The organism is Methylocystis sp. L43, assembly GCF_015709525.1.
Taxonomy (GTDB): domain Bacteria; phylum Pseudomonadota; class Alphaproteobacteria; order Rhizobiales; family Beijerinckiaceae; genus Methylocystis.
Genome location: NZ_JADNRA010000013.1, coordinates 1 through 25,581, shown reverse-complemented (window position 1 = coordinate 25,581; position 25,581 = coordinate 1). Strand labels below are relative to the sequence as shown.

At 62.4% G+C, this 25,581-nt stretch carries 28 protein-coding genes; 14 read left to right on the top strand and 14 right to left on the bottom strand.

What is annotated here, in order from left to right:
* Positions 1–85 precede the first annotated feature (85 nt).
* On the top strand, positions 86–1,798 hold the full coding sequence (locus IYX23_RS01440) for an adenylate/guanylate cyclase domain-containing protein (RefSeq protein ID WP_196391731.1): 1,713 nt from the start codon (positions 86–88) through the stop codon (positions 1,796–1,798).
* On the opposite strand, the gene IYX23_RS01435 is transcribed toward IYX23_RS01440, so the two are convergent.
* On the bottom strand, positions 1,701–2,792 hold the full coding sequence (locus tag IYX23_RS01435) for a HoxN/HupN/NixA family nickel/cobalt transporter (protein WP_196391732.1): 1,092 nt from the start codon (positions 2,790–2,792) through the stop codon (positions 1,701–1,703). The two genes, IYX23_RS01440 and IYX23_RS01435, sit on opposite strands and share 98 nt — an antisense overlap.
* A gap of 127 nt (positions 2,793–2,919) precedes the next feature.
* Between IYX23_RS01435 and IYX23_RS01430 the strand changes: the two genes are divergently transcribed.
* From IYX23_RS01430 to IYX23_RS01415, 4 genes are all read left to right on the top strand, one after another.
* Positions 2,920–3,189: a type II toxin-antitoxin system prevent-host-death family antitoxin gene (locus IYX23_RS01430; protein ID WP_196391733.1), complete on the top strand. Its 270-nt coding sequence runs from the start codon at positions 2,920–2,922 to the stop codon at positions 3,187–3,189.
* On the top strand, positions 3,186–3,575 hold the full coding sequence (locus IYX23_RS01425; protein ID WP_196391734.1) for a type II toxin-antitoxin system VapC family toxin: 390 nt from the start codon (positions 3,186–3,188) through the stop codon (positions 3,573–3,575). Before IYX23_RS01430 ends, IYX23_RS01425 begins: the two co-directional genes overlap by 4 nt.
* Positions 3,576–3,638: 63 nt before the next feature.
* Positions 3,639–4,325: a Crp/Fnr family transcriptional regulator gene (locus IYX23_RS01420; RefSeq protein WP_246716404.1), complete on the top strand. Its 687-nt coding sequence runs from the start codon at positions 3,639–3,641 to the stop codon at positions 4,323–4,325.
* A gap of 83 nt (positions 4,326–4,408) precedes the next feature.
* The gene (locus IYX23_RS01415; protein WP_196391735.1) at positions 4,409–4,759 is read left to right on the top strand and encodes a hypothetical protein; all 351 of its coding nucleotides are present in this window, start codon (positions 4,409–4,411) and stop codon (positions 4,757–4,759) included.
* 73 nt (positions 4,760–4,832) lie between these two features.
* On the opposite strand, the gene kdsA is transcribed toward IYX23_RS01415, so the two are convergent.
* Genes kdsA through IYX23_RS01400 form a run of 3 tightly spaced genes read right to left on the bottom strand, consistent with a single transcriptional unit; the run spans position 4,833 to position 6,936 of the window.
* The gene (gene kdsA, locus IYX23_RS01410) at positions 4,833–5,669 is read right to left on the bottom strand and encodes a 3-deoxy-8-phosphooctulonate synthase (protein ID WP_196391736.1); all 837 of its coding nucleotides are present in this window, start codon (positions 5,667–5,669) and stop codon (positions 4,833–4,835) included.
* Between the two features lie 11 nt (positions 5,670–5,680).
* Positions 5,681–6,325 carry a uracil-DNA glycosylase family protein gene (locus tag IYX23_RS01405; RefSeq protein WP_196391737.1) on the bottom strand — a complete coding sequence of 215 codons (645 nt, stop codon included), beginning with the start codon at positions 6,323–6,325 and terminating at the stop codon, positions 5,681–5,683.
* Positions 6,325–6,936, bottom strand: a complete 612-nt coding sequence (locus IYX23_RS01400) for a glutathione S-transferase (protein ID WP_196391738.1) — start codon at positions 6,934–6,936, stop codon at positions 6,325–6,327. Before IYX23_RS01400 ends, IYX23_RS01405 begins: the two co-directional genes overlap by 1 nt.
* Before the next feature lie 126 nt (positions 6,937–7,062).
* On the opposite strand from IYX23_RS01400, the gene queC reads away from it, so the two are divergent.
* The 3 genes from queC to ykgO all read left to right on the top strand — a co-directional run bounded on the left by queC (position 7,063) and on the right by ykgO (position 10,697).
* Positions 7,063–7,806: a 7-cyano-7-deazaguanine synthase QueC gene (gene queC, locus IYX23_RS01395; protein WP_196391739.1), complete on the top strand. Its 744-nt coding sequence runs from the start codon at positions 7,063–7,065 to the stop codon at positions 7,804–7,806.
* 126 nt (positions 7,807–7,932) lie between these two features.
* A complete protein-coding gene (locus tag IYX23_RS01390; RefSeq protein WP_196391740.1) occupies positions 7,933–10,221 on the top strand; it encodes a TonB-dependent receptor in 2,289 nt (762 codons plus the stop codon).
* A 350-nt stretch (positions 10,222–10,571) separates the two neighbouring features.
* Positions 10,572–10,697 (top strand): type B 50S ribosomal protein L36, encoded by a 126-nt coding sequence (ykgO, locus tag IYX23_RS01385; protein WP_018407448.1) that lies wholly within the window; start codon positions 10,572–10,574, stop codon positions 10,695–10,697.
* Between the two features lie 91 nt (positions 10,698–10,788).
* Here ykgO and IYX23_RS01380 read toward each other — a convergent pair whose 3' ends face one another.
* Positions 10,789–11,691, bottom strand: a complete 903-nt coding sequence (locus tag IYX23_RS01380; RefSeq protein ID WP_196391762.1) for a histone deacetylase family protein — start codon at positions 11,689–11,691, stop codon at positions 10,789–10,791.
* Positions 11,692–11,969: 278 nt separating this feature from the next.
* Here IYX23_RS01380 and IYX23_RS01375 point away from each other — a divergent pair, with 278 nt between their 5' ends.
* Positions 11,970–12,581, top strand: coding sequence for a L,D-transpeptidase (locus IYX23_RS01375; protein WP_196391741.1), 612 nt, complete (start codon positions 11,970–11,972; stop codon positions 12,579–12,581).
* A gap of 242 nt (positions 12,582–12,823) precedes the next feature.
* Positions 12,824–12,967: a hypothetical protein gene (locus IYX23_RS01370; RefSeq protein ID WP_196391742.1), complete on the top strand. Its 144-nt coding sequence runs from the start codon at positions 12,824–12,826 to the stop codon at positions 12,965–12,967.
* 301 nt (positions 12,968–13,268) lie between these two features.
* On the opposite strand, the gene IYX23_RS01365 is transcribed toward IYX23_RS01370, so the two are convergent.
* The 4 genes from IYX23_RS01365 to IYX23_RS01350 form a co-directional block, all read right to left on the bottom strand.
* Positions 13,269–13,835, bottom strand: a complete 567-nt coding sequence (locus IYX23_RS01365) for a hypothetical protein (protein WP_196391743.1) — start codon at positions 13,833–13,835, stop codon at positions 13,269–13,271.
* 75 nt (positions 13,836–13,910) lie between these two features.
* On the bottom strand, positions 13,911–15,335 hold the full coding sequence (gene lpdA, locus IYX23_RS01360) for a dihydrolipoyl dehydrogenase (RefSeq protein ID WP_196391744.1): 1,425 nt from the start codon (positions 15,333–15,335) through the stop codon (positions 13,911–13,913).
* A 93-nt stretch (positions 15,336–15,428) separates the two neighbouring features.
* A complete protein-coding gene (locus IYX23_RS01355) occupies positions 15,429–15,857 on the bottom strand; it encodes a DUF1772 domain-containing protein (RefSeq protein WP_196391745.1) in 429 nt (142 codons plus the stop codon).
* Positions 15,858–15,935: 78 nt separating this feature from the next.
* A complete protein-coding gene (locus tag IYX23_RS01350; RefSeq protein ID WP_196391746.1) occupies positions 15,936–17,000 on the bottom strand; it encodes a GSCFA domain-containing protein in 1,065 nt (354 codons plus the stop codon).
* 162 nt (positions 17,001–17,162) lie between these two features.
* Here IYX23_RS01350 and IYX23_RS01345 point away from each other — a divergent pair, with 162 nt between their 5' ends.
* Complete coding sequence (locus IYX23_RS01345; protein WP_196391747.1) at positions 17,163–18,212, top strand: WcbI family polysaccharide biosynthesis putative acetyltransferase; 1,050 nt, start codon at positions 17,163–17,165, stop codon at positions 18,210–18,212.
* Positions 18,213–18,216: 4 nt separating this feature from the next.
* On the opposite strand, the gene IYX23_RS01340 is transcribed toward IYX23_RS01345, so the two are convergent.
* From IYX23_RS01340 to IYX23_RS01325, 4 genes are all read right to left on the bottom strand, one after another.
* Entirely contained in the window at positions 18,217–19,056 is an 840-nt protein-coding gene (locus IYX23_RS01340) for a class I SAM-dependent methyltransferase (protein WP_196391748.1), read from the bottom strand.
* Positions 19,057–19,132: 76 nt separating this feature from the next.
* A complete protein-coding gene (gene phaZ, locus IYX23_RS01335) occupies positions 19,133–20,434 on the bottom strand; it encodes a polyhydroxyalkanoate depolymerase (protein WP_196391749.1) in 1,302 nt (433 codons plus the stop codon).
* A gap of 153 nt (positions 20,435–20,587) precedes the next feature.
* On the bottom strand, positions 20,588–21,547 hold the full coding sequence (gene cbiB / locus IYX23_RS01330; RefSeq protein WP_196391750.1) for an adenosylcobinamide-phosphate synthase CbiB: 960 nt from the start codon (positions 21,545–21,547) through the stop codon (positions 20,588–20,590).
* Positions 21,544–22,101, bottom strand: a complete 558-nt coding sequence (locus IYX23_RS01325) for a YbhB/YbcL family Raf kinase inhibitor-like protein (RefSeq protein ID WP_196391751.1) — start codon at positions 22,099–22,101, stop codon at positions 21,544–21,546. Before IYX23_RS01325 ends, cbiB begins: the two co-directional genes overlap by 4 nt.
* A 93-nt stretch (positions 22,102–22,194) precedes the next feature.
* On the opposite strand from IYX23_RS01325, the gene IYX23_RS01320 reads away from it, so the two are divergent.
* The 3 genes from IYX23_RS01320 to IYX23_RS01310 are packed head-to-tail and all read left to right on the top strand — an operon-like array spanning position 22,195 to position 24,939.
* Entirely contained in the window at positions 22,195–23,304 is a 1,110-nt protein-coding gene (locus IYX23_RS01320; RefSeq protein ID WP_196391752.1) for a cobalt-precorrin-5B (C(1))-methyltransferase, read from the top strand.
* Positions 23,301–23,831, top strand: a complete 531-nt coding sequence (gene cobU / locus IYX23_RS01315; RefSeq protein ID WP_196391753.1) for a bifunctional adenosylcobinamide kinase/adenosylcobinamide-phosphate guanylyltransferase — start codon at positions 23,301–23,303, stop codon at positions 23,829–23,831. The genes IYX23_RS01320 and cobU overlap by 4 nt, the downstream gene beginning before the upstream one ends.
* Positions 23,832–23,883: 52 nt before the next feature.
* Positions 23,884–24,939 (top strand): polyhydroxybutyrate depolymerase, encoded by a 1,056-nt coding sequence (locus IYX23_RS01310; RefSeq protein WP_196391754.1) that lies wholly within the window; start codon positions 23,884–23,886, stop codon positions 24,937–24,939.
* Positions 24,940–25,070: 131 nt separating this feature from the next.
* On the opposite strand, the gene IYX23_RS01305 is transcribed toward IYX23_RS01310, so the two are convergent.
* Positions 25,071–25,581: transposase (locus IYX23_RS01305; RefSeq protein ID WP_210332539.1), on the bottom strand; the 511-nt coding region annotated here is incomplete at its 5' end.

The window sequence follows — 25,581 nt, the reverse complement described above, 5'->3', positions numbered from 1 at the left end:
GAGCCTTGTGCGTGCGCCAGTAAATCACCTATGGGTCGCTGTGGTCTCCTGACGAGAGGCCGTCCGATCGCGGGGCCCAGAGAAGATGAAGCTTCGAACGTTTTTCTCGATCTTCTTCCTGTTGCTCGTCGCGCTCGCCGGCGGCAATTTGGCGCTGGGCGTTTTTCTGGAAAACGCTCAGAAGGATCTGGAGACATCGCATCGCGAATTGCAATCCCTGACCACGCTCGCTGAGGATTTGGTTTTTTCCTCGCAGTGGCAGACTCGCTTTGCGAGAGGTTACATCTCCAACAACGATCCGAGACGCGTTGAGTGGTACAACGTCATCGGCGCCATTCTCAACGGCGAAACCGCTCGGCCGAAGGATTATAACTTCGGTTATTGGGATCTCGTGAATGGCGGAATTATTCCGCCGCCCGAAAAGAAAAGCGAGGGCGCAGTTTCCATCGAAGAGCGTTTCCTAAGCCAAAATGTCACCGCGCATGAATTGAACAAGCTTAAGGAAGCGCGAAGCTTTCTGGAAAGAGTGGTCGCGATCGAACGCGCCGCAATGCATGCGGTGGATGGCGAATTCGATGACGGCGCTGGAACCTTTGCCCGCAAGGGCAAGCCCGATCGCGCGCTAGCGACAAAGCTGTTGTTCAGCGATGAATATCGCAAGCTCAACGGAGATCTGACGCTGCGAATTGCGCAGATGCAGAACTTGATTCGGCAGAGATACGCGGGACGAATTTCGCAAGAACAGGCGTTCGCCAACCAATTGTTTGAAGCCAACTCTTACCTGAACATCGGATTGTTTGGGGTGGTTGTTCTGTCCCTGATCTTTTTGCGCAACCGCTTCGCGGTTCGAGCGTCGCATCTCATGTCGGTCGTTCGCGAGATTGGCTCGGGAAATCTGGCGGCTCAAGCATCGGTCTTCGGAAGCGACGAGATCAGCGAACTCGCCACCACCGTCAACACGATGGCTGCAAATCTGAACGTCGCTTTCGACAAGCTCGAAGACAAGATCAAGCTTTCAGGCAAAGCCCTGTCGGACCTCGAGATCGAACGCTCGCGTTCGGAAAAGCTGCTTCACAACATTCTTCCGGCCGCGATCGCCGAAAGACTACGCGGCGGAGAAGAGACGATCGCGGAAGTTTTTCCTGAGGTCACGGTGTTTTTCTCCGACATCGTCGGTTTCACCGGACTCTCGGCAAAACTTGGTCCGCACGCCACCGTCAATATGCTCAACGTCCTATTCGAGAAATTCGACGAGCTTGTCGAAAAGCACGGCGTCGAAAAAATCAAGACGATTGGCGACAGCTACATGGTCGTCGGCGGAGTTCCGAACCGAGATCCCTTGCACTGTCAACATATCGCGGAATTCGCTTTAGACGCGCAAAGTTTCATCATGAGTTTCGCGGAAGGGCTCTCTTACCCGCTCCAGATGCGCATGGGCGTGCACACCGGCACGGTGGCGGCCGGCGTCGTGGGAAAGAAACGATTTTCCTATGATCTGTGGGGCGATGTCGTGAATGTCGCCAGTCGTTTTGAATCCACTTCCAAGCCCGACAAGATTCACGTGTCCGAAGCCGTGAAGGTGCGTCTCAGCGACGATTACGTATTGGTCGACGGCGGGACCGTCGAATTAAAGGGCAAAGAGGCGACGCGCTCGTTCTTCCTGATCGGCAAAAAGACGCAGATGCCGGGAATTTTGGAGTTTACGACTCCTGGCGGCGCGCCGGATAGTCCATCCCGACTGCGCCGCGATACGCCTTCATTTGCCTCATTTGCCCCTGGCTTCGATAGAAGAGCATAGAGATGATCCAGCTCGCGATCAGGATCGCGGCGATCGCGAAGCCGAAATTGGCGAGATTGTCGTTAAGCCCTTGAACGAGGCGCCAAAGGCCGCCGTCGAAGCCAAGCTTATCGCCGATCAAGCCGAGCGCTTCGATGCCGCCGATGAAAATGGCGACGATCACCGACATCGCTGTCATCACCAGATTGTACCAAAGTTTCCTCAGCGGATCGTCGAACGCCCAGCCGTAGGCTCCAGTCATCACGAGGCTATCCGTGGTGTCCATCAAGGTCATGCCGGCGGTGAACAGGGCTGGAAACACCAGAATCGTCGAAAATGACATGCCTTGCGCGGCCTGCGCCGCCGAAATTCCGAGCAGGCCGATCTCCGTCGCCGTGTCGAAGCCCAATCCGAATATAAATCCAACGACATACATGTGCCACGACCGCGAAACGAAGCGGAACAGCGGGCGGAAAACCCGGGTGAACAAGCCGCGTCCGTTGAGCAGACGGTCGAGGTCCTCTTCGAGCACCGGCTCGCCAAGTCTGGCCCGGTTGTACGCCGACCAGATCCCTCTGAGCAGGAGCAGGTTTGCAAGGCCGATGACAATGAGGAACGAAGCAGACGCGATCGTGCCGATGGCGCCGCCGAGGGCCTGAAAGTCATGCGCCTGGCCCTGCATGGCCACGGCCGCCGCCGCCATCATGACCGAAGCGAGGGTGACGAAGGTGGAGTGGCCGAGCGAGAAGAAAAATCCGACGGAATAGGGCGTCTTGCCGTCCTGCATCAATTTGCGGACGACATTGTCGATGGCGGCGATGTGATCGGCGTCGAACGCATGGCGAAGTCCAAACATGAACGCCAGAACGGCCGCTCCCATCAGGCCCGGCCGATCGGAGAAGGCCGTCCACGCCCAAGTCCAGGCGAAGACATTCGCCGCGATAATCACGCCATAGGTCGCCGTTGCCTTGGCTTTGAAATTTTCGCCTTGGTCATCGAAAGGATTGAGCGCCATGACCCCCGCCCGCCTCAGCAATAAAGATCTTTAACCGTAATCGCTTAATTAGGAAAGTTCATACGGGCGAAGAGCGGGCGGGGACGAACGCTTGACTGAGTGGCTACGAGTAGCCACTATCCGCCCCATGACGACTGTTTCGATCAAAGACGCGAAAAATCGCCTGACCGAACTTGCTCGACAGGTCGAGAAGGGCGAAACGATCGTCGTGACGCGGAATGGGAAACCGGTGTTCGATCTGGTTCCTCATCAACCAAAACGCGGATTGCGGCTCGACGCCGTCGACGAATTCAAGAAGCGACACGGCCTCCAGTCCATCGTCACTTTCATCGCTGAGGATTTCGACGCGCCCTTGCCGGAAGACTTCCTGCTGCGCCCGCTGCCGGATGATGCATGAGGCTGCTGCTCGACACGCATATTCTGCTGGCGTTGATTGAAAACCGTGTCGCCGAGTTCGGATCGCATGTGCAGTCTTTGCTGAAGAATGAAGATGCGGAATTTCTGGTCAGCGTCGCGAGTCTTTGGGAGATCGCCATCAAGTGGCGACTGGGCAAACTCGAACTCGCGATAAATCTTGAGATGCTTCCCGAACTGCTGGAAGCGATGGGGATCGAGGTCATCTCAATCAACGCGCGGCATGCGCTCGTCGCGGTCGAACCTGAGCCGCACACGCGCGACCCGTTCGATCGCCTGTTGCTGGCGCAATGCAAAATCGAGGCGTTGCGCCTCCTGACCGTTGATCGCGCGCTTCTCGACCATCCGTTGGCTGCGCGCAAGGCTTAGCGGATCGCCTTCGCCAGACGGTCTCTTGAGCAGGATGGCTTGCGCAGCTTCGATTTTGATAGGATGCGTCAGGCGGAAGCGCCGGGGAACGACATGCTGTCGGAAGAGAATATCGCCGAGTGGCGGCTCTGCGCGCCTTCGCTGCGGGATGCGGAGTTCTCCAACGGCCAAACACTGTATCGGCAAGGCGAGGAGCCGGGCTTTCTCTATTGTTTGATGCGGGGCGTCGTCAGGCTTTCGCATGTCGCGGAAAGCGGCGCGCAGATCACGCTCGCCATCGCGGGCGCCGGCGAACTCTTCGGGCGCGTTTCGCCAGGGCGAGCCTCGGCGCATGCCGCAAGCGCCATCGGCGACGCGTGCGTCCTGATGTTCGACCCTTCGGACGTGGCCCGTCTCCTCGCGAAAAGCCCATCGTTCTCGAGCTTCCTCAGCGCCGGACTGGAGGCGTCGCGGGAACGCGCCGAGCGCAGGCTGATCGACCGCCAGACCAAGTCAGTCGCCGCGCGGCTGATCGAGACGCTGGGAGAGCTTGCGCTCGCTTTCGGCGCGCCCTGTCCGCACGGCTATTCGCTCGAGATCCGGCTCACCCAGCAGGACATCGCCGATCTCGTCCATGCGAGCCGCCCAGTCGTGACGCGGACCATGAACGATTTGCGGCGCCGAGGGGCGCTCGACTATCGGCGCGACCTCATCTGCGTCAATCACGTCGCGCTGCAATCCCTCGCGAAGGAAAAACGCGGCGATCTGTGATCAAGATGACAGACCGCCTCCGCGCCGCGCCCTAACGAGAGGAGAAGGCGGCCGAGCCGCGCCGCCAACGCGGAGAAACCATAATGAAACCACTCACGGCGCGCCTGCATGGCTATCTGGACTATCTGACGGTGTTGATTTTCCTCGCCGCGCCGGCGGTGCTTGGTTTCGGCGGCCTGCCGGCGAAGCTCGCCTGGCTGCTCGCGGGCGTGCATTTGGCGATGACGCTCGTGACGAAATTTCCGCTCGGCGTCTTTCGGCGATTGGCATTCGCGCTTCATGGCTGGGTCGAAAGGATCGTGGGCCCGGCGCTCATCGCCATCGCTTTTCTTCCCGATATTTTCAGCGTCAAGCCGGCCTTCGCTTTTTTCGCCGGCATGGGCCTTATCATCATCGCGGTCGGCTGGCTGACGGATTACGCGGAGGCGGGTTAACGCCGACGCCCCTCCCGATCTGGCCTCGGCCTGTCGGGATTACAGGCGCATAGGAAAATTGCTGCGCCTCGTTTCAGACGGGCGTTTTCGCCAGACGGTCGAACGCCATCAATTCCTCGACCATTGCCTCCAGCGCCCCAAGCGGGACTTGCGTCGCGCCGTCCGAGATCGCCGCGCCCGGATCGGGATGCGTCTCGATGTAAAGCGCCGCGACCCCGACCGCCACGGCGGCGCGGGCGAGCGTTGCAACGAAACGCCGCTCGCCGCCCGATGACGATCCTTGTCCGCCCGGCTGCTGCACGGCATGCGTCGCGTCAAAAACGACGGGCGCCCCGGTCTCCCTCAACATCGGCAGCGCGCGCATGTCGGCGACAAGCGCATTATAGCCGAAGGTCGTTCCCCTCTCGGTGACGAGGACGCCGCCGGCGCCGGCCTCACGCGCCTTCTCGATGGCGTGGATCATGTCCCACGGCGCGAGAAACTGCCCCTTCTTGATATTGACGGAACGTCCGGTTTTCGCCGCCGCGACGATGAGATCGGTCTGCCGGCAGAGGAAGGCGGGAATCTGCAGCAGGTCGATGACCTCGGCGACGCGCGCGCATTGCCATGCTTCATGCACGTCGGTCGTCGCCGGCAAGCCGGTCTTCTCTCTGATTTCAGCAAAGATCGGCAGCGCGGCGTCGAGACCGACGCCGCGCGCCGCACCGCCGCTGGTGCGGTTCGCCTTGTCGAAGGACGCCTTGAAGACGACGCCGATCTTCAGTCGCTCGCCGATCGCGGCGAGTTCGCCGGCGACCTTGAGCGCCAGATCGCGGCTCTCCAGCGCGCAGGGGCCGGCGATGAGCGTCAAGGGCAGGTCGCCGCCGATGGCAACGCGCCGCGCGCCGTCTCCAATGAGAACTCTCGTCACGGCGCCTTGTCTCACGTTTTGATCAGCCGCGCGACCTCGGCGCGTAGCGCCGGCAAGACCTCGGCTTCGAACCAGGGATTGCGCTTCAGCCAGCCAATGTTGCGCCAGGATGGATGGGGGAGGGGGAAGATCAGCGGCTTAGCGTTCGCAAATTCACGCCAGCGCGCGACGATCTCGGAAACTCTCGCGCCTTTCGGCAGCGCATGGCCGAGCCGAGCGAAATGATAGTCCTGCGCATATCGGCCGATCGCGACGACCGTCTCGATCTGCGGCAGCGTTGCGAACAGCGAGTCGTGCCAGCGCGGGCGACATTCGGGACGCGGCGGCAGGTCGCCGCCGGCGGCGTCGTAACCCGGAAAGCAGAAGCCCATCGGGACGATGGCGATGCGCGAGACGTCATAGAAGGTCTCGCGATCCACGCCCATCCAGTCGCGCAGCCGATCGCCGGAAGGATCGTTGAAAGGAACGCCGGTCAGATTGACGAGATTGCCGGGCGCCTGGCTCGCGAGCAGCAGCCGCGCGGTGGGCGAAACGCGCAGCACGGGACGCGGCTCATGCGGCAGCTTTACGCCCTCGGGCGTTTCGGCGCAGACGCGGCAGGCGCGGATGCGCCCGGTTATCTCCTCAAGCTTCCTGTTCGGCGAGCGCCGCGTCATTACGGCACGACGCTCGGACGCGCCGAGACGTCCGTGCGCCAGCGCGAAAGATGCGGCAGATCTTGAGGAATATCGACCCGCGCGAGTTTTGTGAGATCCATGGCCACAATCGCGGTAATATCGGCGATCGTGAAGTCATCGGAGGCGATGAAGCGCCGCGCGGCGAGTTCGCCATCGAGAAAGCGCATCATCTGTTGCGCGCGCGGCCGCTGATGCTCGGCCAATTGCGGGAGCTGGGGGGACTCGAGCTTCGCGAGCGCCGGATGGCTATGACGAAAAGCCAGCCCGACTGGCGTGAACAGGCGGAATTCAATCCGGCGCTGCCACATCTCGACAAAGGCCTGTTCGCGCGCGTTCCGGCCAAAGAGCGGCGGGCTAGGGTAGAGCGACTCGATGTAGCGGCAGATGGCGACGGATTCGGTGAGAGTCGCGCCGTCGTCGAGAACGAGCGCCGGAACTTCCTCCAGCGCATTGACCGCCGCATAGGACTCCTGCTTGTGCTCATGGGACATGAGGTTGACGTCGCGAATGGGAATCGTGACGTTTTTCTCAGCCAGAAAAATGCGGACGCGTCTGGGATTGGGCGCCAGCGGCGTATTATAGAGCAGCATCTCCGCCTCGGTTTCGGCTCGAATATGGGTGGACCGGACGCGATTGGTGAGGGCGCCGTCAAACTTTCAAGAGGCGCGCCCGCTGGGCGGCTCGCAGTTTCGCAGCCGTAACGTAAGTTAGGCGCGATGACGAACGATCTCCCGACTCACTCTTCCGCCGCGCTCGTGCTGTTTTCAGGCGGGCAGGACTCGACGACCTGCCTCGCCTGGGCGCTGTCGCGCTTCGAGCGCGTCGAGACGGTCGGATTCGATTACGGCCAGCGCCACCGCGTCGAACTCTCGCGCCGGGCGGGGCTGCGCGACGGCCTTATTCGCCTCTCGCCGCTTTGGGCCGAGCGGCTCGGCGAAGATCGAACGATTTCGATCGAGGCGCTCGGGGCCATCTCCGAGACGGCGCTGACGCGGAACGCCGAGATCGCCTTCGCCGCCGACGGGCTTCCCAACACATTCGTTCCGGGGCGCAATCTGCTGTTTCTGACCTTCGCCGCGGCGCTCGCCTATCGCCGCGGCGTCGCCGATCTCGTCGGCGGCATGTGCGAGACCGACTATTCGGGCTATCCGGACTGCCGCGACCAGACGATCCGCGCCATGGCGCAGGCGCTCAGTCTCGGCATGGATCGCAGCATGAATATTCATACGCCGCTGATGTGGATCGACAAGGCGGCGACCTGGCGATTGGCGGAATCGCTCGGCGGCGAAGCGCTGGTGCGGCTCATCGTCGAAGAGACCCACACCTGCTATCTCGGCGAGAGGGGCCGCCGCTTCGACTGGGGCTACGGCTGCGGCGAGTGCCCCGCCTGCAAGCTGCGCGCGCATGGCTGGGAGAACTTTCGCGCCGGACAGACGAGCGCGCCGGCCGAGACCTTTTGATCTTCGAGTGTGGCGTAACGGCCACACAGGACGCTGACCTGCGCCGGCGAAGCGCAGGCGCATTGACATGCCTCCGCTCGGTCTGGATATGTTATGTTATAACATAATCAGCGAGAGCGGGCGTCCATGAGGAAGAGCGTTTTGGTCGGCGCAGCGGCCGGCGGCGCGGTAGTCGGGATTTTCACCAGCGTCGCGAGCGCCTTGGCTCAGCAGGCGTTGCCCCCGATTGAAGTCGGCTCCGTGAGTCCAATCAAGCGCGCCAAGATCGTCTCCCCGCCACAGACTCCCCCAGCGCCCGGCGGGCGCAACCGCAGCGTCGCCGGCCCGAGCGGACCCGAGCCGCGCGAACCGGCCGTGGCGCCGCTAGGTGTCCTTCCCATCGTCGCCGATCAATTCGCGACGGTCACGGTCGTCACCAATGAGGAGCTGCGGCGCTCGCCGGGCGCGACGCTTGGCGATGTGCTCTTCGCCAAGCCGGGCGTCACCGGATCGACCTTCGCGCCCGGCGCGGCGAGCCGTCCTATCGTGCGCGGTCTCGACAATTACCGCGTGCGAATCCAGGAAAACGGCGTCAGCAACAGCGGCGTCTCGGAACTTGGCGAGGACCACGCCGTTCCGCTCGATCCCGTCGCCGCGAGCCAGGTCGAGGTGGTGCGCGGCCCGGCGACGCTTCGCTGGGGGTCGCAAGCGATCGGCGGCGTCGTCAACGTCGAGAACAACCGCATTCCCACGGCCTTGCCCTGCCGTCTCGCGCTCATCCCGATGGCCGAGACGGAGGGTTGTTCGGTCGTCGAGACTCGCGGCGCGGTGATGACCGTCGACAACTCGCTCGAGAACGCGACGCTGCTCGACGTCGGCCGCGGCAACGTCGCCTTCCACATGGATGTCCACGGCCGTCGCAGCAGCGACTACCTTATTCCCGGCTATCCTTATCTTTTTCCGCCGGATCCGCCGCCGCCAGTCTTCGGACGCCAGCCCAATTCGTCAATGCGCTCGGCCGGCGGTTCGGTCGGCGGCTCCTATTTTTTCGACGGCGGCTTTGTCGGCGTCGCGGTGACGCAGTTCAACTCGCGCTATCGCATCCCCGGCATTGAGCCGACGGAGACCAATACGCGAATCGAACTTCGCCAGACGCGCGTGACGACCAAGGGCGAGTTCCGTCCGCAGTCGGCCTATATCGAAGCGGTCCGCTTCTGGGCGGGTCTGACCGACTACAAGCACCACGAACTCGCCAATGAGGGGGGCTTCGACGGCGTTCAGCAGACCTTCACCAACAAGGATCTCGAGGCGCGGGTCGAAACGCAGCTTCGCCCCGTCGATCTGTCCTTCGCGACTCTGACCAGCGCCTTCGGCGTGCAGGGCATGCATCAGATCCTGACCTCGCCCGGCCGCGAGGGCGGACTCTTCGATCCCAATCGGACGCGAAGCGTCGCCGGCTATTGGTTTAATGAATTCAGACTGACCGACACATCAAGAATGCAGCTGGCCGGACGCATCGAACATGCGACCGTCTCCGGCGCATTTCCCGAACTCCTCCTCTCCAGCGCAATTCCCCAGCCCCTCGCTGATCCGGCGCTGCAAGTCGCCCGCGTGCGCAATTTCACGCCAAAGAGCGGCGCCTTTGGGTTCCTCCAGGATCTGCCGCAAGGCGTCGTCGCCAGCCTGACCGCGCAATATGTCGAACGCGCGCCGCGCGCGCCCGAGCTCTTTTCGCGCGGGATCCACGAGGCGACGGGAACCTTCGATATCGGCAATCCGAATCTTCGAATTGAAGGCGCGAAGACCATCGAAATCGGCTTGCGCCGCCCGGTGGGCCCATTCCGTTTCGAGGCGACGGCCTACCTCACGCGCTTCGACGGCTTTATCTTCCGAAATCTCACCGGCGCGGTCTGCGAGGAAGATATTGCGAGCTGCGCCTTGGAAGGCGAGGGCGATTTGCGCGAGGCGATCTATTCGCAGCGCAATGCGCTCTTCCGGGGCGGCGAGTTACAAAGCCAACTCGACGTCGCGACGCTGGCAGGCGGCGTTTTTGGGGCGGAGCACCAGTTCGATGTCGTGCGCGCGACATTCGTGGGCGGCGGCAACGTCCCCCGCATCCCGCCCGTGCGGCTCGGCGGCGGATTGTTCTGGCGAGATACGAACTGGCTGCTGCGGGTCAACTTCCTGCACGCCTTCGCCCAGCGCAACATCGACCCAACGAATGAAACCCCAACGAAGGGCTATAATCTGCTGAAGGCCGAAATCAGCTACCGCATGCTATTCGATCCGGGCGATCCGCTGAGCCGCGAATTGAGGCTGGGACTCGTCGGCGACAATCTCCTCAACGAGGACATCCGCAACAGCGTCTCCTTCCGCAAGGACGAGGTGCTGCTCCCGGGCGCGAATCTGCGGTTTTTCGCGAATGCGCGCTTTTGAGCGCCTAAGGCAGAGCGATCGGGTGGAGGGCTTCCTCATCCTGAGGTGCGTGCGCAGCACGCGTCTCGAAGGACGCGGAAGCCCGTTTTCGCGTATTTTCCTCACCCTCGTCCTTCGAGACGCCGCCTTCGATCTCGGGCCTGCCCGAGATCGCCGTTAAATTCGCAAGTCGGGTAGACCCGACTTGCGGGCGGCTCCTTAGGATGAGGGTGAGGTAAACAATCCTTCACCCTACTGCCTTGGCGCCTGAGGCGTTTCGGCTTGATCGCCGGGGCGAAATAGGGCATAGGCGGGGCCAACGAAGCGCTGGGCGTCATCCCGGCCAATTCACCATTGCCGGGGATAGACCGATGAAAGTCCGCAACTCTTTGAAATCTCTGCGTTCGCGCCATCGCGCCAACCAGATTGTGCGCCGCAAAGGCCGTGTCTACATCATCAACAAGGTGCAGAAGCGCTATAAGGCCCGCCAGGGCTGAGTTCCGCCACGCCTGTTGATCCAGACGCATGAAGAAAGGGCCGGAGCGTCAGCTTGCGGCCCTTTTGCGCGTCTAAATGGCGTACGCCGCGTTAGACGCCGCCGTCATCCGCAACGCCCATGAGCGCCAGCACATGCGCGTTGACGCTGCCGCTGAGAGCGTCGACGTCATAGCCGCCTTCGAGCATTGAGACGACGCGGCCGCCGCAACGCCGGTCGGCGATATCCATCAGCCGTTTGGTCGCGTCGCCGAAATCCGTCTCGCGGAGCCGCAGCCCGCCGAGCGGATCCCGCTCATGAGCGTCGAAACCCGCCGATATGAGGATCAGATCGGGCGCGAAATCACGCACCCGCGGCAGGATTCGATCGGCGAGCGCTTCGCCAAAGGCGTGCCCCGTCGAGCCGGCGAGCAGCGGCGCATTGACGATGTTGTCATGGTCGCCCGTCTCATTGCGTCCGCCCGTGCCGGGATAAAAGGGCGCCTGATGCGTCGAGCAGAACAGCACTTTGTCGTCGGCCCAGAAGATCTCTTGCGTGCCATTGCCGTGATGGACGTCGAAGTCGACGATCGCCACCCGTTCCGCCCCATGCGCCGCCAGCGCGTGGCGCGCGGCTACGGCGATATTGTTGACGAAGCAAAAACCCATGGGATTGTGCGCGCCCGCATGATGTCCCGGCGGCCGGACGGCGACGAAGGCGTTGTCAGCCCGTCCCGACATCACCTCATCCACCGCGGCGACGGCGCCTCCCGCCGCGCGCCAAACCGCTTCGATCGTCTGCGGACACATCAGCGTGTCGCTGTCGAGCGCCGAATAGCCTTCGCGCGGCGCGGCGCGCTCAAGGGCCGCAAGATAGGCGTGCGGATGGACGCGCTGCAGGGATTCGGCTTGCGCTTGGGGCGCATTCATCCGCCTCAGCGACGCGAATCGCGCTTGCTCCAAGCCGCGCTGGATCGCCCGCAACCGTTCGGGGGCTTCAGGATGGCCGGGACCCATCTCGTGAAGGAGCCCGCTTTCATGTGTGACGAGGAGGGTTTTCAATGCTGCGACGCAATCCGGGCGGGCGACGCTACGCCAGTCAACGCCATGATTTTCCGCCTTCCTCGGCTTCCTGTCCATGAAAAAGAAATAGTAAAGGTCAAGCGCGAGGCCGCGCCGGTTGGCGTGGCGCCGGCGCAACAGTAAGGGAATAATTCTGAAGACGTGATCACAGCGCCAAAGTTCATGATAAGAAAATCGTAACAACTGTTTTGCGGCGGGAAGGAGTGCCTGAAATGAGTTTCAGATATGTGACAGCGGCGTCCGCGCTTCTCGCTGTCTTTTTGGCTGGCTGCAACGGGGGGACGCCTCTTCCCGATCCGAGGCTTAACGGCCGCGACGCCGAATTCATGGCGCTCGCTCCGAAGGCTGGGGTAAGTTCGCAATACGAACGCTACCTCGTCGATTACAAAACCAACGAGCCGGTCGGTTCGATCATCGTCGATAACCGCTCGAAATTCCTCTATTATACGATGCCGGGCGGCAAGGCCGTGCGCTACGGCGTCGCCACCGGTCAGGACGCGATGGCCTTCACCGGCCGCGCCTATGTGGGCGGCATGCAGGAATGGCCGCGGTGGATCCCGCCAAAGGACATGCTCGAGCGCTGGCCGCATCTCCAGCCGACGGCGGACGCCGGCGGTCTGCCGGGCGGTCCCGACAATCCGCTCGGCTCGCGCGCGCTCTACCTCTATCAGAACGGCAAGGATACGCTCTATCGTATCCATGGCACCAATGAGCCGGACAAGATCGGACAGGCCGTATCCTCGGGCTGCATCCGCATGCGCGACATCGATGCGATCGATCTTTACAACCGCGTAAAGGTCGGCACCAAGGTCGTCGTGCTCTAAGCTTTACGCCACAGTTCAAAATCTTCCTGCGACGCCCTCCGCTCAGCGCGCGAGGGCGTCGTCTTTTTGCGATCCGGCTCCCGGCGCAGTCGTTCAGCGGGCTGCCCGAGTAGAACCAAGGCTTCCCGCCTTCCCCCGCCTCGCCATGCGCCAATGTGCGTCGTCGCACAGCGCCTTGGTAAAGCGGACCTTAATGTCGCGAATGTTCGCAGGGTGCGGGCGATCGAAGAGGGGGATTGGTTATGCGTCCGACGACAAGCATGGGCTGCTTAGTTCTGGTGGTCAGCATTCTCTTGCTGGAATTCGCTGGCGCGGGCGCTTACCTCGCGTCGTCCGCGCAGGCGAAACCCTCGGACCCCTGCTACGGCTATGCGATTTGCCAGTAAAAATTTTCATTCGGTCGCGCAAATTGTGGAACGGGCGTGCGACATTTGCGTTTCTGTTCTGAAAGGCCGGTGCGCCCAAAATCAATGCTCGAAAGAGCGGAGACTCGGAGCGCCGCGCCTTTCAAGTTTTTATAACTGTTGCAGCGAGAGGCGGAAGGCTGGGCCTGTCATGCGCAATTTGGTTTTGTACGTTTTGATGCTGTTCCTGTTCGCGGCAAGCGTCGCAAGCGCGACGACAATTCTTTCCCGACCGTCGCCCAGCGGCGACGATTTCTGCTTTGGATATGCAATCTGCGAATAATCAGGCGGACCGTTTCTGACGCGCCAGTTCGCGCATGCGCGCGAGGCGGCGCGTCAGCGAGCCTGCTTCAACGCCGATCAACGCTTCTATACGCCCGCAGATGGCGTCGGCGGTTTGGCGGAGGCGCTGTTTGAACGGCGCGACCAGTCTGGCCGCCCAGGCGCGAATCGCGAGGACAAGCGAATAGATCTGACGGAATCGGTCGATCTGCATCAGCTTGTCCCGGCAGATGTCGAAAAGAAACGACATGACGCCGAGCGCCAGCGTTTTGGCGAGAAGAATCGCGAATAGCCCGGTGAATACATGGCCATGCGCGATCAATTCAAAACCGACCAGCTTGGCCGGGACGATCGCGAACGCCGGCGTGATAAATATCGCCAATGTTTTTAGGGGCGTAAGCGTCGCAACGAAGTCCTTGAACTGCTGTTCGTAACCTTCAAGCCCGAGCGCGCGTCCAAGATCGTGCAGCCAATCTCGGAAATGATCCCACAGCCAGGTTTCAATCAGAAAGAGGACGGCGAGCGCAAACCAGAACGCGTCCGTCACGCGCTGCTTCCAATTTTCCATACGTCTTCCTCTCATATGCGGCGGGGTGCGTCGCGCCAGCGCTCGGCGGGAATCACGACGCCGACAGAGACGAGCTCAAATGTGGATGGCGCGTTTGGCGACGGCGAAGGCCGCCTCGCGCATCGCCTCCGAGAGCGTCGGATGGGCGTGGCAGGTGCGTGCGAGATCTTCCGCCGAGCCGAAAAATTCCATCAACACGGCAGCTTCAGCGATCAATTCGCCGGCCGCCGCGCCAATAATATGGACGCCGAGCACCCGGTCGGTTGCCGCGTCGGCGATGATCTTCACGAAACCGTCGGTCGCGCGCATCGCGCGCGCGCGGCCATTGGCGGTAAAGGGGAATTTGCCGATCGCGACCTCGATCCCTCCGGATTTGGCCTCTTCCTCGGATATGCCGACTGCCGCGACTTCCGGCATCGTGTAGACGACGCTGGGTATGACGCCGTAATTCACATGCCCGGCCTGTCCCGCAAGGATTTCGGCGACGGCGATCCCTTCGTCCTCAGCCTTATGGGCGAGCATCGGCCCACGCACGACGTCGCCGATGGCGTAGACTCCCGGAACATTAGTCGCGAAGCCTTCGTCGATGACGATGCGCCCGCGCTCCAGGGCGACGCCGGCGTCCTCGAGTCCGAGGCCTTGCGTGAACGGGATGCGGCCCGTCGCAATGAGCACCGCGTCCGCCTCGACCGTGTCGGACGTCGCGCCATCCACGGAAGAATAGGAGACGACAGCGCGCTCGGCCTTGCCGGTTCCCTCGCGCCGCACGCCAGTCACCTTGGAGGCGAGCCGGAAAACAAAGCCCTGCTTTTCGAGGATCTTCTGGAAGCGCGCGGCGATCTCGAGATCGAAGCCCGGCAGAATGCGATCAAGATATTCGATCGCAATCACTTCCGTCCCGAGCCGCCGCCAGACCGATCCAAGCTCGAGTCCGATGACGCCCGCGCCGACGACGACCAGCCGCTTCGGCGTCTTCGCCAGGGACAAAGCGCCGGTCGACGAAAGGATCAGCTTCTCGTCGATCGCGATCTCCGCGCCGGAGGCGTCGCGCAGCGGCGCGACAGCCGAACCGGTGGCGAGAACAATGTTCTTCGCTTCGAGCGTTTGAACCGCGCCGTCCGCGCTCGCGACCTCGACTTGGCCGGCGCCTTTCAGCCGGCCGACGCCGCGAAACGAATCGATCTTGTGTTTTCTGAACAGGAAGGCGACGCCATTGACGTTCGCGCCAACGGTGTCGTCCTTGTGCTTCATCATCGCCGAAAGATCGAGGCGCGGCGGATCGACCATGACGCCGAGCGGCGCCAATCCATGCGCGGCTTCTTCAAACATATGCGAAGCGTGGAGCAGCGCCTTCGACGGAATGCAGCCGACATTGAGGCATGTGCCGCCGAACGTTGAATCCTTCTCGACGACGGCCGTCTTCAATCCAAGTTGCGCCGCGCGGATCGCGCATACGTAACCGCCTGGACCGGATCCGATCACGATAAGATCGTAGGTCATGTCATCCGCACTTCAAAAATGGCGCCGCTTCCAAGATCCGTTCTTAGATGAACGCATCCGAGATGAACTTTGGCTAAACGCCGCCCTCGGAAATCAGCCGGCGGCCCAGACGTAGATGAGCGTTGCGACGAGGCCGAGCGCGGTTTGACCCAGCTCCAGGCGGCCCCAAAGATTGATCACCTTGCGCGCTTCATGCGCCGCGTCGGCCTGGATCAGCGCCAGGATGCGATTGTTGAGCGGAACGATGGCAAGATAGGTGTAGGGCCAGCTTGCAATCGCGATGAGCGCGCCGAACAGCCATCTGACGTCATCGAGCTCGCGATAGGCGATGAAGCCGAAGAGCGCGGCAAGCGCGGCAAAACTTGCGAGCACAATGAAGCCGCGATGATCGGAGGGCTCCCACTCCTTGATCAGCGCGTCGTCAGTGAGCGCAAGCCGCGCCGGCTGTTCGACGTAATTGACATAAAGCGAGGCGCCGGTGAAAGCGCCGGCCGTCGCGAGCGCAAGCGAACCAATAATCATTCAAGTGTCCTTTGGCGGTCGGCATGACTCGGCGTTCCTGGCGAATCGACCCCGACCGCCGACCCGCCGCCGTTGTTCTTAAGCTGACTCGATCGCTTCCTCGTCGCAGACGACGCGGGAGTTGCTCTCGGCTTCAGCGGCGACGTCGATTTTCACCGCCTTCACCGCATCCTGCTCTTTTCGGCGATCGGTGAAATGGTCGAAGAACACCCTCATGGCGCGATCGACGCCATAGGGATTGATGCGTCTCGTATCCTCCCGATAGAACATCGGCACGTTCGGGGAAACCGTGGCGAGATCATAGGACGGGAGATAGGCGATGTTCGGCCTTGCCCGGACGACTTCGTCGGCGGCGGCGCGCAGAATCGCCTTGACGGCGCAGTTCGATTCAATGACGTGCCGGTCTTCATAGGTGGCGATAATGCCGACCGGCGACACGCTCAGCACGATGCGAACCTTGGGATTGACCTCGCGAATGCGGTCGACGGCGGCCATGAAGTCGCGCACGACGTCGCTGACGGTCATATTGTAGAACTCGTAGACGCTCGGATCCCAGGAGCCGCCGGCGACGCCCGGCGCAAGCTGCAGGATCGCGCCATCGGGCTTGTGGCGCCAGGTCTCGGTGTGGCCGAATGTGAAAACGAAGACGTCCATCGTCTCGAGCATGTGGCGGACCGCGGCGAGATGCCGCTCGCGATCGGCGCGCATCTCGTCGACAGTGGCGTATCCGTCCGGTTCGATGCGCGGCCGGAACGGATCGACGACGCGGCCGTCCTCCGGCCGGTTCCAGTGATCGAGCTGCGGCGTGAAGCGTCCATAGGCGCGTTCGATCAACTGCAGCAGCTGCACGGTCGTGTAGAGATTGCCGTAGCGGCAGGAATACATTGAGTAGTTGCGGCGCAGCGCCTCATCCGCGGACATGCCGGCCGGCGGCTGCTCGGCGAGATAGTAATGGAATCCGCTCGCCTGCAGGCCCATGGCGATCTCCTGCGCGAAGCAGCTGCCGCCCGTCGCGACTTTGTCCTGCGGCGAAATCTTGAAAGGCGTGCGAATGATTGGATCGAGCGCGAAGGGCGGCAGCGAGGTCACCGCCTTGCGCCAAAAGCGATGGTCGGGTAGGGAGCTATAGGGGTTCTCCGCCATGGTCGCACTCCTTTCTGATCCGGCCGATGGTCGCGGATCGAGCTTTTCCCGCGTCGTTCGCGAGCCGCCTTCTGGCGTCGCAACATAGACGGCGCCCGTCCGCTTGTCACCCGGCGGCGCCGCTGAGAACGCCCGCGCCGTCGCCAGTCCATGAAAGACCGCATGTTAACGCAGGTTGACACACAGATTCTAAAATCCTGGCGGCAATACGCCATCGAGCCGAGGATCGCGAGATTCACCGGCCGCGTCATGCGCAACACCGGGCCGCGGATCGCCATCATCGGCAATTGCCAGAGTTTCGGCGTCGCCTATGCGATGAAAGTGCTCGATCCGAGCGCGACCGTCGACCATTTTTCGATGATCGCCCGCGCCCGTTCGACGATGGGCCTCTTCGCCAAGACGCTGGAGACCTACGACTACGTCTTCTCGCATGACTTTCTCGACGGCCATGTGCGCGGCGGCGGATCGGAGGAATTGTGCAAGCGCCTGCCGAAGACGATGATCTTTCCTGCGATCACCTTCGCGGCCTTTCATCCCGATCTCGTCTATATTCACGATCTGTCGCGCATGCACGGTTTCGTTTGCGGGCCGATCGGTCCCTACCATTCGGCGATCGCACTTTTCGCCTATCGCAAGGGCTTGTCGGTCGAGATGGCGAACGCGCTCTTCAACGAGAACGTCTTTGACGCGCTCGGCTATTTCGACATGTGGAACGACGCGTCGCGCGAACTGGTCGATGGTACGCGCGACAGATATGGCCTCGATCTTTCGGCCGAGCTGATGAACTGGTCGCGCCGCGGCGTCTTCATGTACAGCACCGTGCATCCGATGAGCTTTGTGCTGTTCGATCTCTCCAAGAAGCTGTTCGAGACGGTCGGACTGAAGCCGCGGACGGTGAATTTCAACTATTACGCCATTCATGATCTCGCGCGCAGCGAGATCTTCCCGATCTATCCGTCGATCGCCAAACGATATGGCGCGCAGGGCGGCTATATGTTCAAGCTGCAAAACCACCATATATCGACGACTGTGGGCGACTTCCTGACGCTGCCGCAGTACATCGCGTCCTGCTACAAGATCTACAGCGGCCACGATCCCTCGCAGCTCAGCAATCCGCGCGTCGACGCCTGGCTCGCCGACGAGGCGACGAGCGGATTGCTGATGAGATTGGCGCGCGAGAATTTCGTCGCGGGCCTCACGCCGACCTTGTGAGCGCCTACTTCCAGCGCGTGTCGAATTTCGCGAGATTGAACGGCGGCTTATAGGGATGCAGCGGATTTTCGCCGCTGAAGGGCTTCACCACGGTGAGAATGCGCTCGCGATGTTTCAGGGGCGGGAAGCCTGAAGGATCCAGCGCCCCGGTGAAACCGAAAAGATGCGCCGGATCGACATTGACCTTGAATGCCGGCGGCGGGCGCATCCAGCTCTGCGCGGCCACATCCATATAGGCCGTCTTCAACATATGGTTGAGGCCCCACTGCGTCGGCACGAAGCAGGACTTCGCCGAGTCCGACATGTCCCAATAAAAAGTGTCGGGCCGCAATTCGAGCGTCGCGTCGCCTTCGAAAATCGCGATCGACCCTTCGTGCATGAGATGCCGTACTTCGGCGAATCCCGCGAAGGGGTCGACAAGGTGGTAGTAGACGCCGAGACAGATGATGATGTCGAAGGTCTCATTGAGCTTCGAGGCTTCGTAGATCGAAACGTTCTGATTGATCTCGACGTTGGAGTTTAGAAGCTTCTTGGCGAGGCGCAGCCCGGCGCCGCTCGCCCAGTTCTGGCTCACGTCGTCGGTGGCGACAACGCGCTTGGCGCCCCGCCGCTCGGCGTAAAAGCTCCAGAATCCGTCCCAGCAGCCGATTTCGAGCACGCTCTTGCCGGCGAAATCGATCTTGTCGAGCTCGCTCTCGATGAAGCGCCAGATGCGGCGGTGATCGTCGGCCTGCGACACGCTGAGGGCGCGCAGCCCGTTTCCGAAATCGAACTCATGATACCAATGAATGGCGTCAATTTCTTTTTGCAGCGCTTCGCGCGAGGCTGCGTCCTGCACGTCCATCGAATGTTCCTTGGATGATTGGGTCGGGCGCGCGAAAGCGCCCAGTCTAATCGCGGCGAGGGCGCGGAGTTTGCCTTTATTCCGCGCTCCATGCAAGGCGAGGACGCGTCGTCCCTAAGCCCTCGAGACTTTCCATGTCGGCCGCGAATGCGCGGATGCGCGGCGCAATCTCGTCGCGAAAGCGCGAGCCGTTGAAGACGCCGTAATGGCCGACGCCTTTCTGGACATAATGGCGTTTCCGGGCGGCAGGAATATTGGCGCAGAGATCCAGCGCGGCTTCGGTCTGGCCGACGCCGGAAATGTCGTCTTTTTCACCCTCGACCGCGAACAGCGCGGTGCGGCTGATCGCTTTGAGGTCGATGAGATTGTCCCGGTGGCGCAACAGGCCGAGCGGCACCTCGTGGCGGACGAAGATGCGATCCACGGTTTGCAGATAGAATTCTGCGGTCAGATCCATCACCGCGAGATATTCGTCGTAAAAATCGCGGTGTCTTTCGGCGGAGTCGCCGTCCCCCTCGACGAGATGGTTGAACATTTCGAGATGGGCCGAGATATGGCGCTCAAAATTCATCGACATGAAGCCGGAGAGCTGCAGAAAGCCCGGATAGACTTGGCGTCCCATGCCGGCGTGCGGAAACGGCACGCTGTGGATGCAATGGCTGCGGAACCAATCCATCCCGCGCTGCTGCGCCAGCTTGTTGACGGCCGTCGGATTCACCCTTGTGTCGATGGGACCGCCGACCAGCACCATGGATTCGGGGACGTCAGGATCATTGTCCGCCTCCATTGCGGCGATCGCGCAGATGAGCGGCACTGAGGCCTGACAGACGCCAAGCGTATGCAAGGGCGTTTCAGTCCCGTTCAGGGCAAGGAAGCGCATGATTTCGATGAGATAATCGATGTAATCGTCGAGATCGAAGGAGCCGTCGACGAGCGGCACCGTCCGCGCGTCGCTCCAATCCGTGATGTAGACGTCGTAGGTCGGCAGGAACGCCTCGACCGTGCCGCGCAGCAGCGTGGCGTAGTGGCCGGACATCGGCGCCACAATCAGCAATTTCGACTGTCGGGGCGCAGGACCAGTAAACAGCCGCTTGAAATGCAGCAGGCCGCAAAACGGACGGCTCCAGACAACCTCCTCGAGGATTTCGACCTCGGCGCCGTCGACGATCGTCGTGTCCAGGCCGAACAGGGGTTTCCCGTAGCGGCGAGTCATGCGCTCGAACAGTTCCGCGGAGGCGGCGACGTTGCGGCCGAACGACGTGTGATGCAGCGGATTGAGCGGATTCTTCATCGCGTGCAACATCGCGTCCGTCGCCGCCCGCGCCGGCGCGAAAGCCAAGTGCAACATTTCGTATAGCTGGTACGACATACGGTCCATCTTTACGCTTCTCCCCGCCACCCCCGTCGCAGCCGCCGCGCTGCGTTTCATGCTGCACTGCACAATCTAACTAATAACACATTCAAGATGGGCAAGGTTAGAAATCTGGCGAGCAGAGCTGTGGCGCCACAGACCTGAAAATTTGCAGTTCTGTCATACTCTCGCAGTCCAGGCCCCGACTGCAAGCGAAAACCAGAGCGTGGCGGTTGAAATCCGGTAGAGCGCCAAAGCGCGGCGAATATCGGCGGTATTGGCCTCGCGCCTGCCGTCGCCCAGACTTGCGCCGTCCACCGCCTCTGCGCCGTAGGAGCGTGGACCGCCGAGCTTGAGGCCCAAAGCGCCCGCAGCCGCGGCTTCGGGCCAGCCGGCGTTGGGAGAGGCGTGGTTCGGGGCGTCGCGCCAGGCCGCCGCCAGCGCCCTGGCCGGAGAGGCGCCGCTCACCGCCAAGGCGCCGATCGCCAGCAGGCCCGCAGTCGCGCGCGCGGGGAGAACATTCATCAGATCGTCGCAGCGGGCCGCGGCCCAGCCGAAGGCGAGATAACGCGCCGACTTATGGCCGATCATGCTGTCGGCGGTGTTGACCATCTTATAGGCCAGCGCGCCTGGCAGGCCGAAGACCGCGAGCCAGAGCGCCGGCGCGACGACGCCGTCGGAGAAATTCTCGGCGAGGCTCTCGATGGCGGCGCGCGCGACGCCGGACTCGTCCAGCGCTGAAACGTCGCGTCCGACGATTTTCGCCACCGCCGTCCGGCCGTCCTCCACCGAGATCGTCAGAGCCTCCGCGACCGCGGCGACATGCGCATGAAGGCTGCGCTGCGCCAGAAGGCTGGACCCAACCACAGCGAGCGCAATCCAGCCGAGCGGAAGCGCGAGCGCCGCGCGTTCGATCAGCGCGCCGCTCCCAACAGCGATGACAAGAAGCGCGGCGAGAGCGAGGGCGCCTTTCGATCGGCGAAGCGTGAAGGAGTCGCCCTCACGGTTCAGCCCTCGGTCGAGCGCGGCGATCACCGCCCCCATCCATGTCACCGGATGGCCGATCCTGCGAAAAAGCGCATCCGGATAGCCGGCGCCCGCCTCGATGGCGAGCGCCAGAAGCGCAACGCCGAAATTCACCGTCCAAAAAGCGCGGTGATCGAGGCCTTGGCCAGCGCATTCTGATTGATGGTGAAGCCGGCGATGGCGGTGCGGCCATGAGCGGCGTCGCCGAGCTTTTCTATCTTGAGCGCGTAAACGGTGAAAACGTAACGGTGCGGCTTGCCGGGCGGCGGGCAGGGGCCGCCATAGGCCTTGTCGCCAAAGTCCGTCTCCAAATGATGCGCGCCGGGCGGCAGATTTTTCCCCGAAGCATCGCCCGCGCCGCGCTTCAAGCCGCGAACGTCGGCGGGGATATCGACGATGAGCCAGTGCCAGAAGCCGGCGCCGCCCGTCGGCGCATCGGGATCGTGCACGGCCACAGCGAAACTCTTGGTGCCAGGAGGCGGATCGCTCCAATTGAGCTCCGGCGAGACGTTCTCACCGGTGCAGCTCATGGAATCATAGACATGCTTCGTATCGATCGTCTTGCCTTCGGCGACGTCGGGGCTTGTGAGCTCGAACGCCTGGGCGCCGCTCGAATCGGCGGCGGCCAGCGCGATAAGACCGAGAAAGGATGAAACGCTGCGCAACATGTAAGCGTGCTCCTCAAATCTGGAAAATCATCGCATCTTTAGCGGATCGGCGCGCCGGTGTCGCGCGCTCGCGCTTCGCGGTAAAGAGGGCGCATGAGCGATGCGGGAAGTGGGCGTCCTTTGCGCCGCGGCTGGACGACGGGCGCCTGCGCGACCGCGGCGACGCGCGCCGCCTTCGAGGCGCTGATGACGAACGCGCCGCCTCCCGATCCGGTCGAGATCGCGTTGCCGTCGGGAAAGCGCGTCGCCTTCGCGCTGGCGACCTTTGAACGCGGCGAGGATTTCGCCCGCGCCGGCGTGGTCAAGGACGCCGGCGACGACCCGGACGTCACTCACGGCGCTCTGATATGCGCGCAAGTGCGCCGCGGCGCTCCGGGCGCGGGCGTGCGGTTTTTCGCGGGAGAAGGCGTCGGCGTGGTGACGCGTCCGGGGCTTCCGCTGCCGCCCGGCGAGCCGGCGATCAATCCCACGCCGCGTAAGATGATGGTTGAGACGATCATCGAGGCGAGCGCGAGGATCGGCGTTGGCGCGGACGCCGACATCGAAATTTCGGTCCCTGGCGGGGAGGAATTAGCCAAGCATACGCTGAATGGACGGCTCGGCATCGTTGGCGGCCTATCCATTCTCGGCACGACCGGCATCGTCACGCCTTTTTCCTGCGCCGCCTGGATCGACAGCATCCATCGCGGCGTCGATGTGGCGCGCGCGAGCGGTCTGGCGCATGTCGCCGGCACGACCGGCTCGACCTCCGAGGCGGCGGTGAAGCGGCTTTATGATCTGCCGGAGACCTCCCTCATTGAAATGGGCGATTTTGTCGGCGGGCTTTTGAAATATCTTCGCACGCATCCTGTCGCGCGCGTCACGATCGGCGGCGGCTTCGCCAAAATGACCAAGCTCGCGCAAGGGCGACTCGATCTTCATTCGGGGCGCTCGAGCGTGGATTTCGGGCGGCTCGCCAACACCGCGCGCGAGGTCGGCGCGGGCGAAGAGATTGCGGCGCTGATCGAGAGCGCCAATAGCGCGCTCGAAGCGTTGCAGATCGGGCAAAGCGCGGGAATCGATCTTTCGGCGGCGATCGCACGCGATGCATGGAAAACCGCTGCGCGGGCGCTCGATGCGGCGGACAGCGAATTGGAGATCATCATATTCGACCGCGAGGGGGGTCTGCTCGCCCGCACGCCGTTCCAAAGAGCCCAGACATGAGCGAAAATCCGCATCTTACCCTTGTGCTCGGCGGCGCGCGTTCAGGCAAAAGCGCATATGCGGAGAGTCTCATCGTCACGCATCCGTCGCCCTGGACCTATATTGCGACGGCGGACATTCTGGATGAGGAAATGCGCGCGCGCGTCGACGCGCATCGCGCAAGACGCGGCGAGGAATGGCGCACGGTCGAAGCGGCGCAGGCGCTCGTCGAGGCGATTCGCGAGGCGCCAGTCGATGGACCGCTGCTGATCGACTGTCTCACGCTCTGGCTGAGCAATCGGCTGCTCGGCGGCGCCGATCTTTCACGTGATCGCGCTGCGCTTGTTCATGCGTTGTCGTCACGCTCGGCGCCGACGATCGCCGTCTCGTCCGAGGTTGGATTGTCGATCGTGCCGGACAATGCGCTGGCGCGTTCTTTCCGTGATGCGGCAGGCGAATTGCATCAGGCTGTCTCACGGATTGCGGGAAGGGTGGCGCTTGTCGTCGCGGGCAATCCGCTGATCGTGAAGGGGCCGCCGATCACGTGATCATTTCTGCCTGGCGCTAAAGCTTCGCCACACGATTTTAGAGGAGAAGTTCATGTTTATTCCTTTGCGCAGATTACACATCGCCGTCGCCGTGACGTGCTGTCTTGCAGCCGACGCCGCGTCGGGCGCCGAGCGCCTGCCGGCTTACGGCGCAAATCTGTCCGAGACCTCCGTGTCGGGGCTTTCATCGGGCGCGGCGATGGCTTTGCAATTCCATGTGGCGCATTCCGGCGTTGTCAAAGGCGCGGGGATCGTCGCCGGCGTGCCTTATGACTGCGCGGAGCAGAGTTCGAACCAAGCGACCAGCAATTGCATGAAGCCGGACGCCTCCCATCCCGTCCCGGATCCGGCGCATCTGAAGGACATCACCGACTCGCTCGCGCGCTCCGGGGCCATAGACGACGTCGCCAATTTGAACGATGCGCGCGTCTGGTTGTTTTCCGGCCGCAAGGATGAGGTGGTGCATCCCGTCGTGATGGATGCGGCGCACGACTATTATTCGTTTTATGTGCCGCCGGATCGCATCGTCTATCGAAACGATATCGGCGCGGGTCACGCCATGGTGACCGAGGACTACGGCGACAAGGAATGCAGCGCGAACAAGGCTCCGTTCATCGTCGACTGCGACTTCGACGCCGCGAAAGCCTTGCTCGAGCAGATTTACGGGCCGCTCAACCCGCCGAGCGCGCAGCCTGCCGGAAAATATGTCGAGTTCGATCAGAAGGAATTTTTGCCCGACGGCAATCCCTACAATCACAGTTTAAGCGATGTCGGCTACGCCTATGTGCCGCATGTCTGCGCTCTGGAGACGTGCCGCGTGCATGTTGCCCTGCATGGCTGCAAACAGCAGGCGGCCGAAGTTGGCGACGCATTCTACAAACACGTCGGCTACAACCGCTGGGCCGATACGAACCACATTATCGTCGTGTATCCGCAAACCATCAGCCGCTGGGGCTGGGGCTGGCCGTTCTATACGTTGAACTTCGTTTTGAATCCCAACGCCTGCTGGGACTGGTGGGGCTATGACAACGCCGAACACCACACCAAGAAAGGTCCGCAGATCGCCGCCATTCGCGCGATCGTGGACCGGCTCGCGACGAAGCCCTGAGTCAGGCGCTAGTCAGTCCCTCGTCCTTCGAGACGCGGCCTTCGATCTCGGGCTTGCCCGAGATCGACATTAAATCCGCAAGTCGGGTAGACCACGACTTGCGGGCCGCTCCTCAGCGACTGTCTTGGCGATCAAGCGTTTTGTGTGCGCCATGGCTTTGCGTCCCTGATGATGGCGTTAAGGATCGTAAGGAGCTTTCTGGCGACGGCGATGAGCGCGACGATCTTCGGCTTTCCGCTGTCGACGAGTTTGTCGCGGAAGGCCTTGAGGACGGGGTTGTGACGGGCGGCAACCATGGCGCCGAGAAAGAGCATGCTGCGCACGGTCTTGCGGCCGCCGCCGATGAAGCTCTTGCCGCGCCATTGACCGGATTGGCGGGTGTAGGGCGCAAGGCCGGCCAACGCCGCGATTCGCCTGCGGTCGAGCGCGCCAAGTTCCGGCAGTTCGGCGATCAGCGTGCGCGCAATCACTGGCCCAACGCCTGGAACGGAGGCGAGCAGATCTTGCTTTTCGGCCCAGGCGGGCGTGCCGCGCATATAATCGTCGATCTCGCCGTCGAGTTCGGCGAGTTCCTTTTCGAGCGCCTTGCGCAGGCGCGCGATGCTTTTCTTCAAGCGTTTGTCGGCGCGCCGCTCGCGCTGG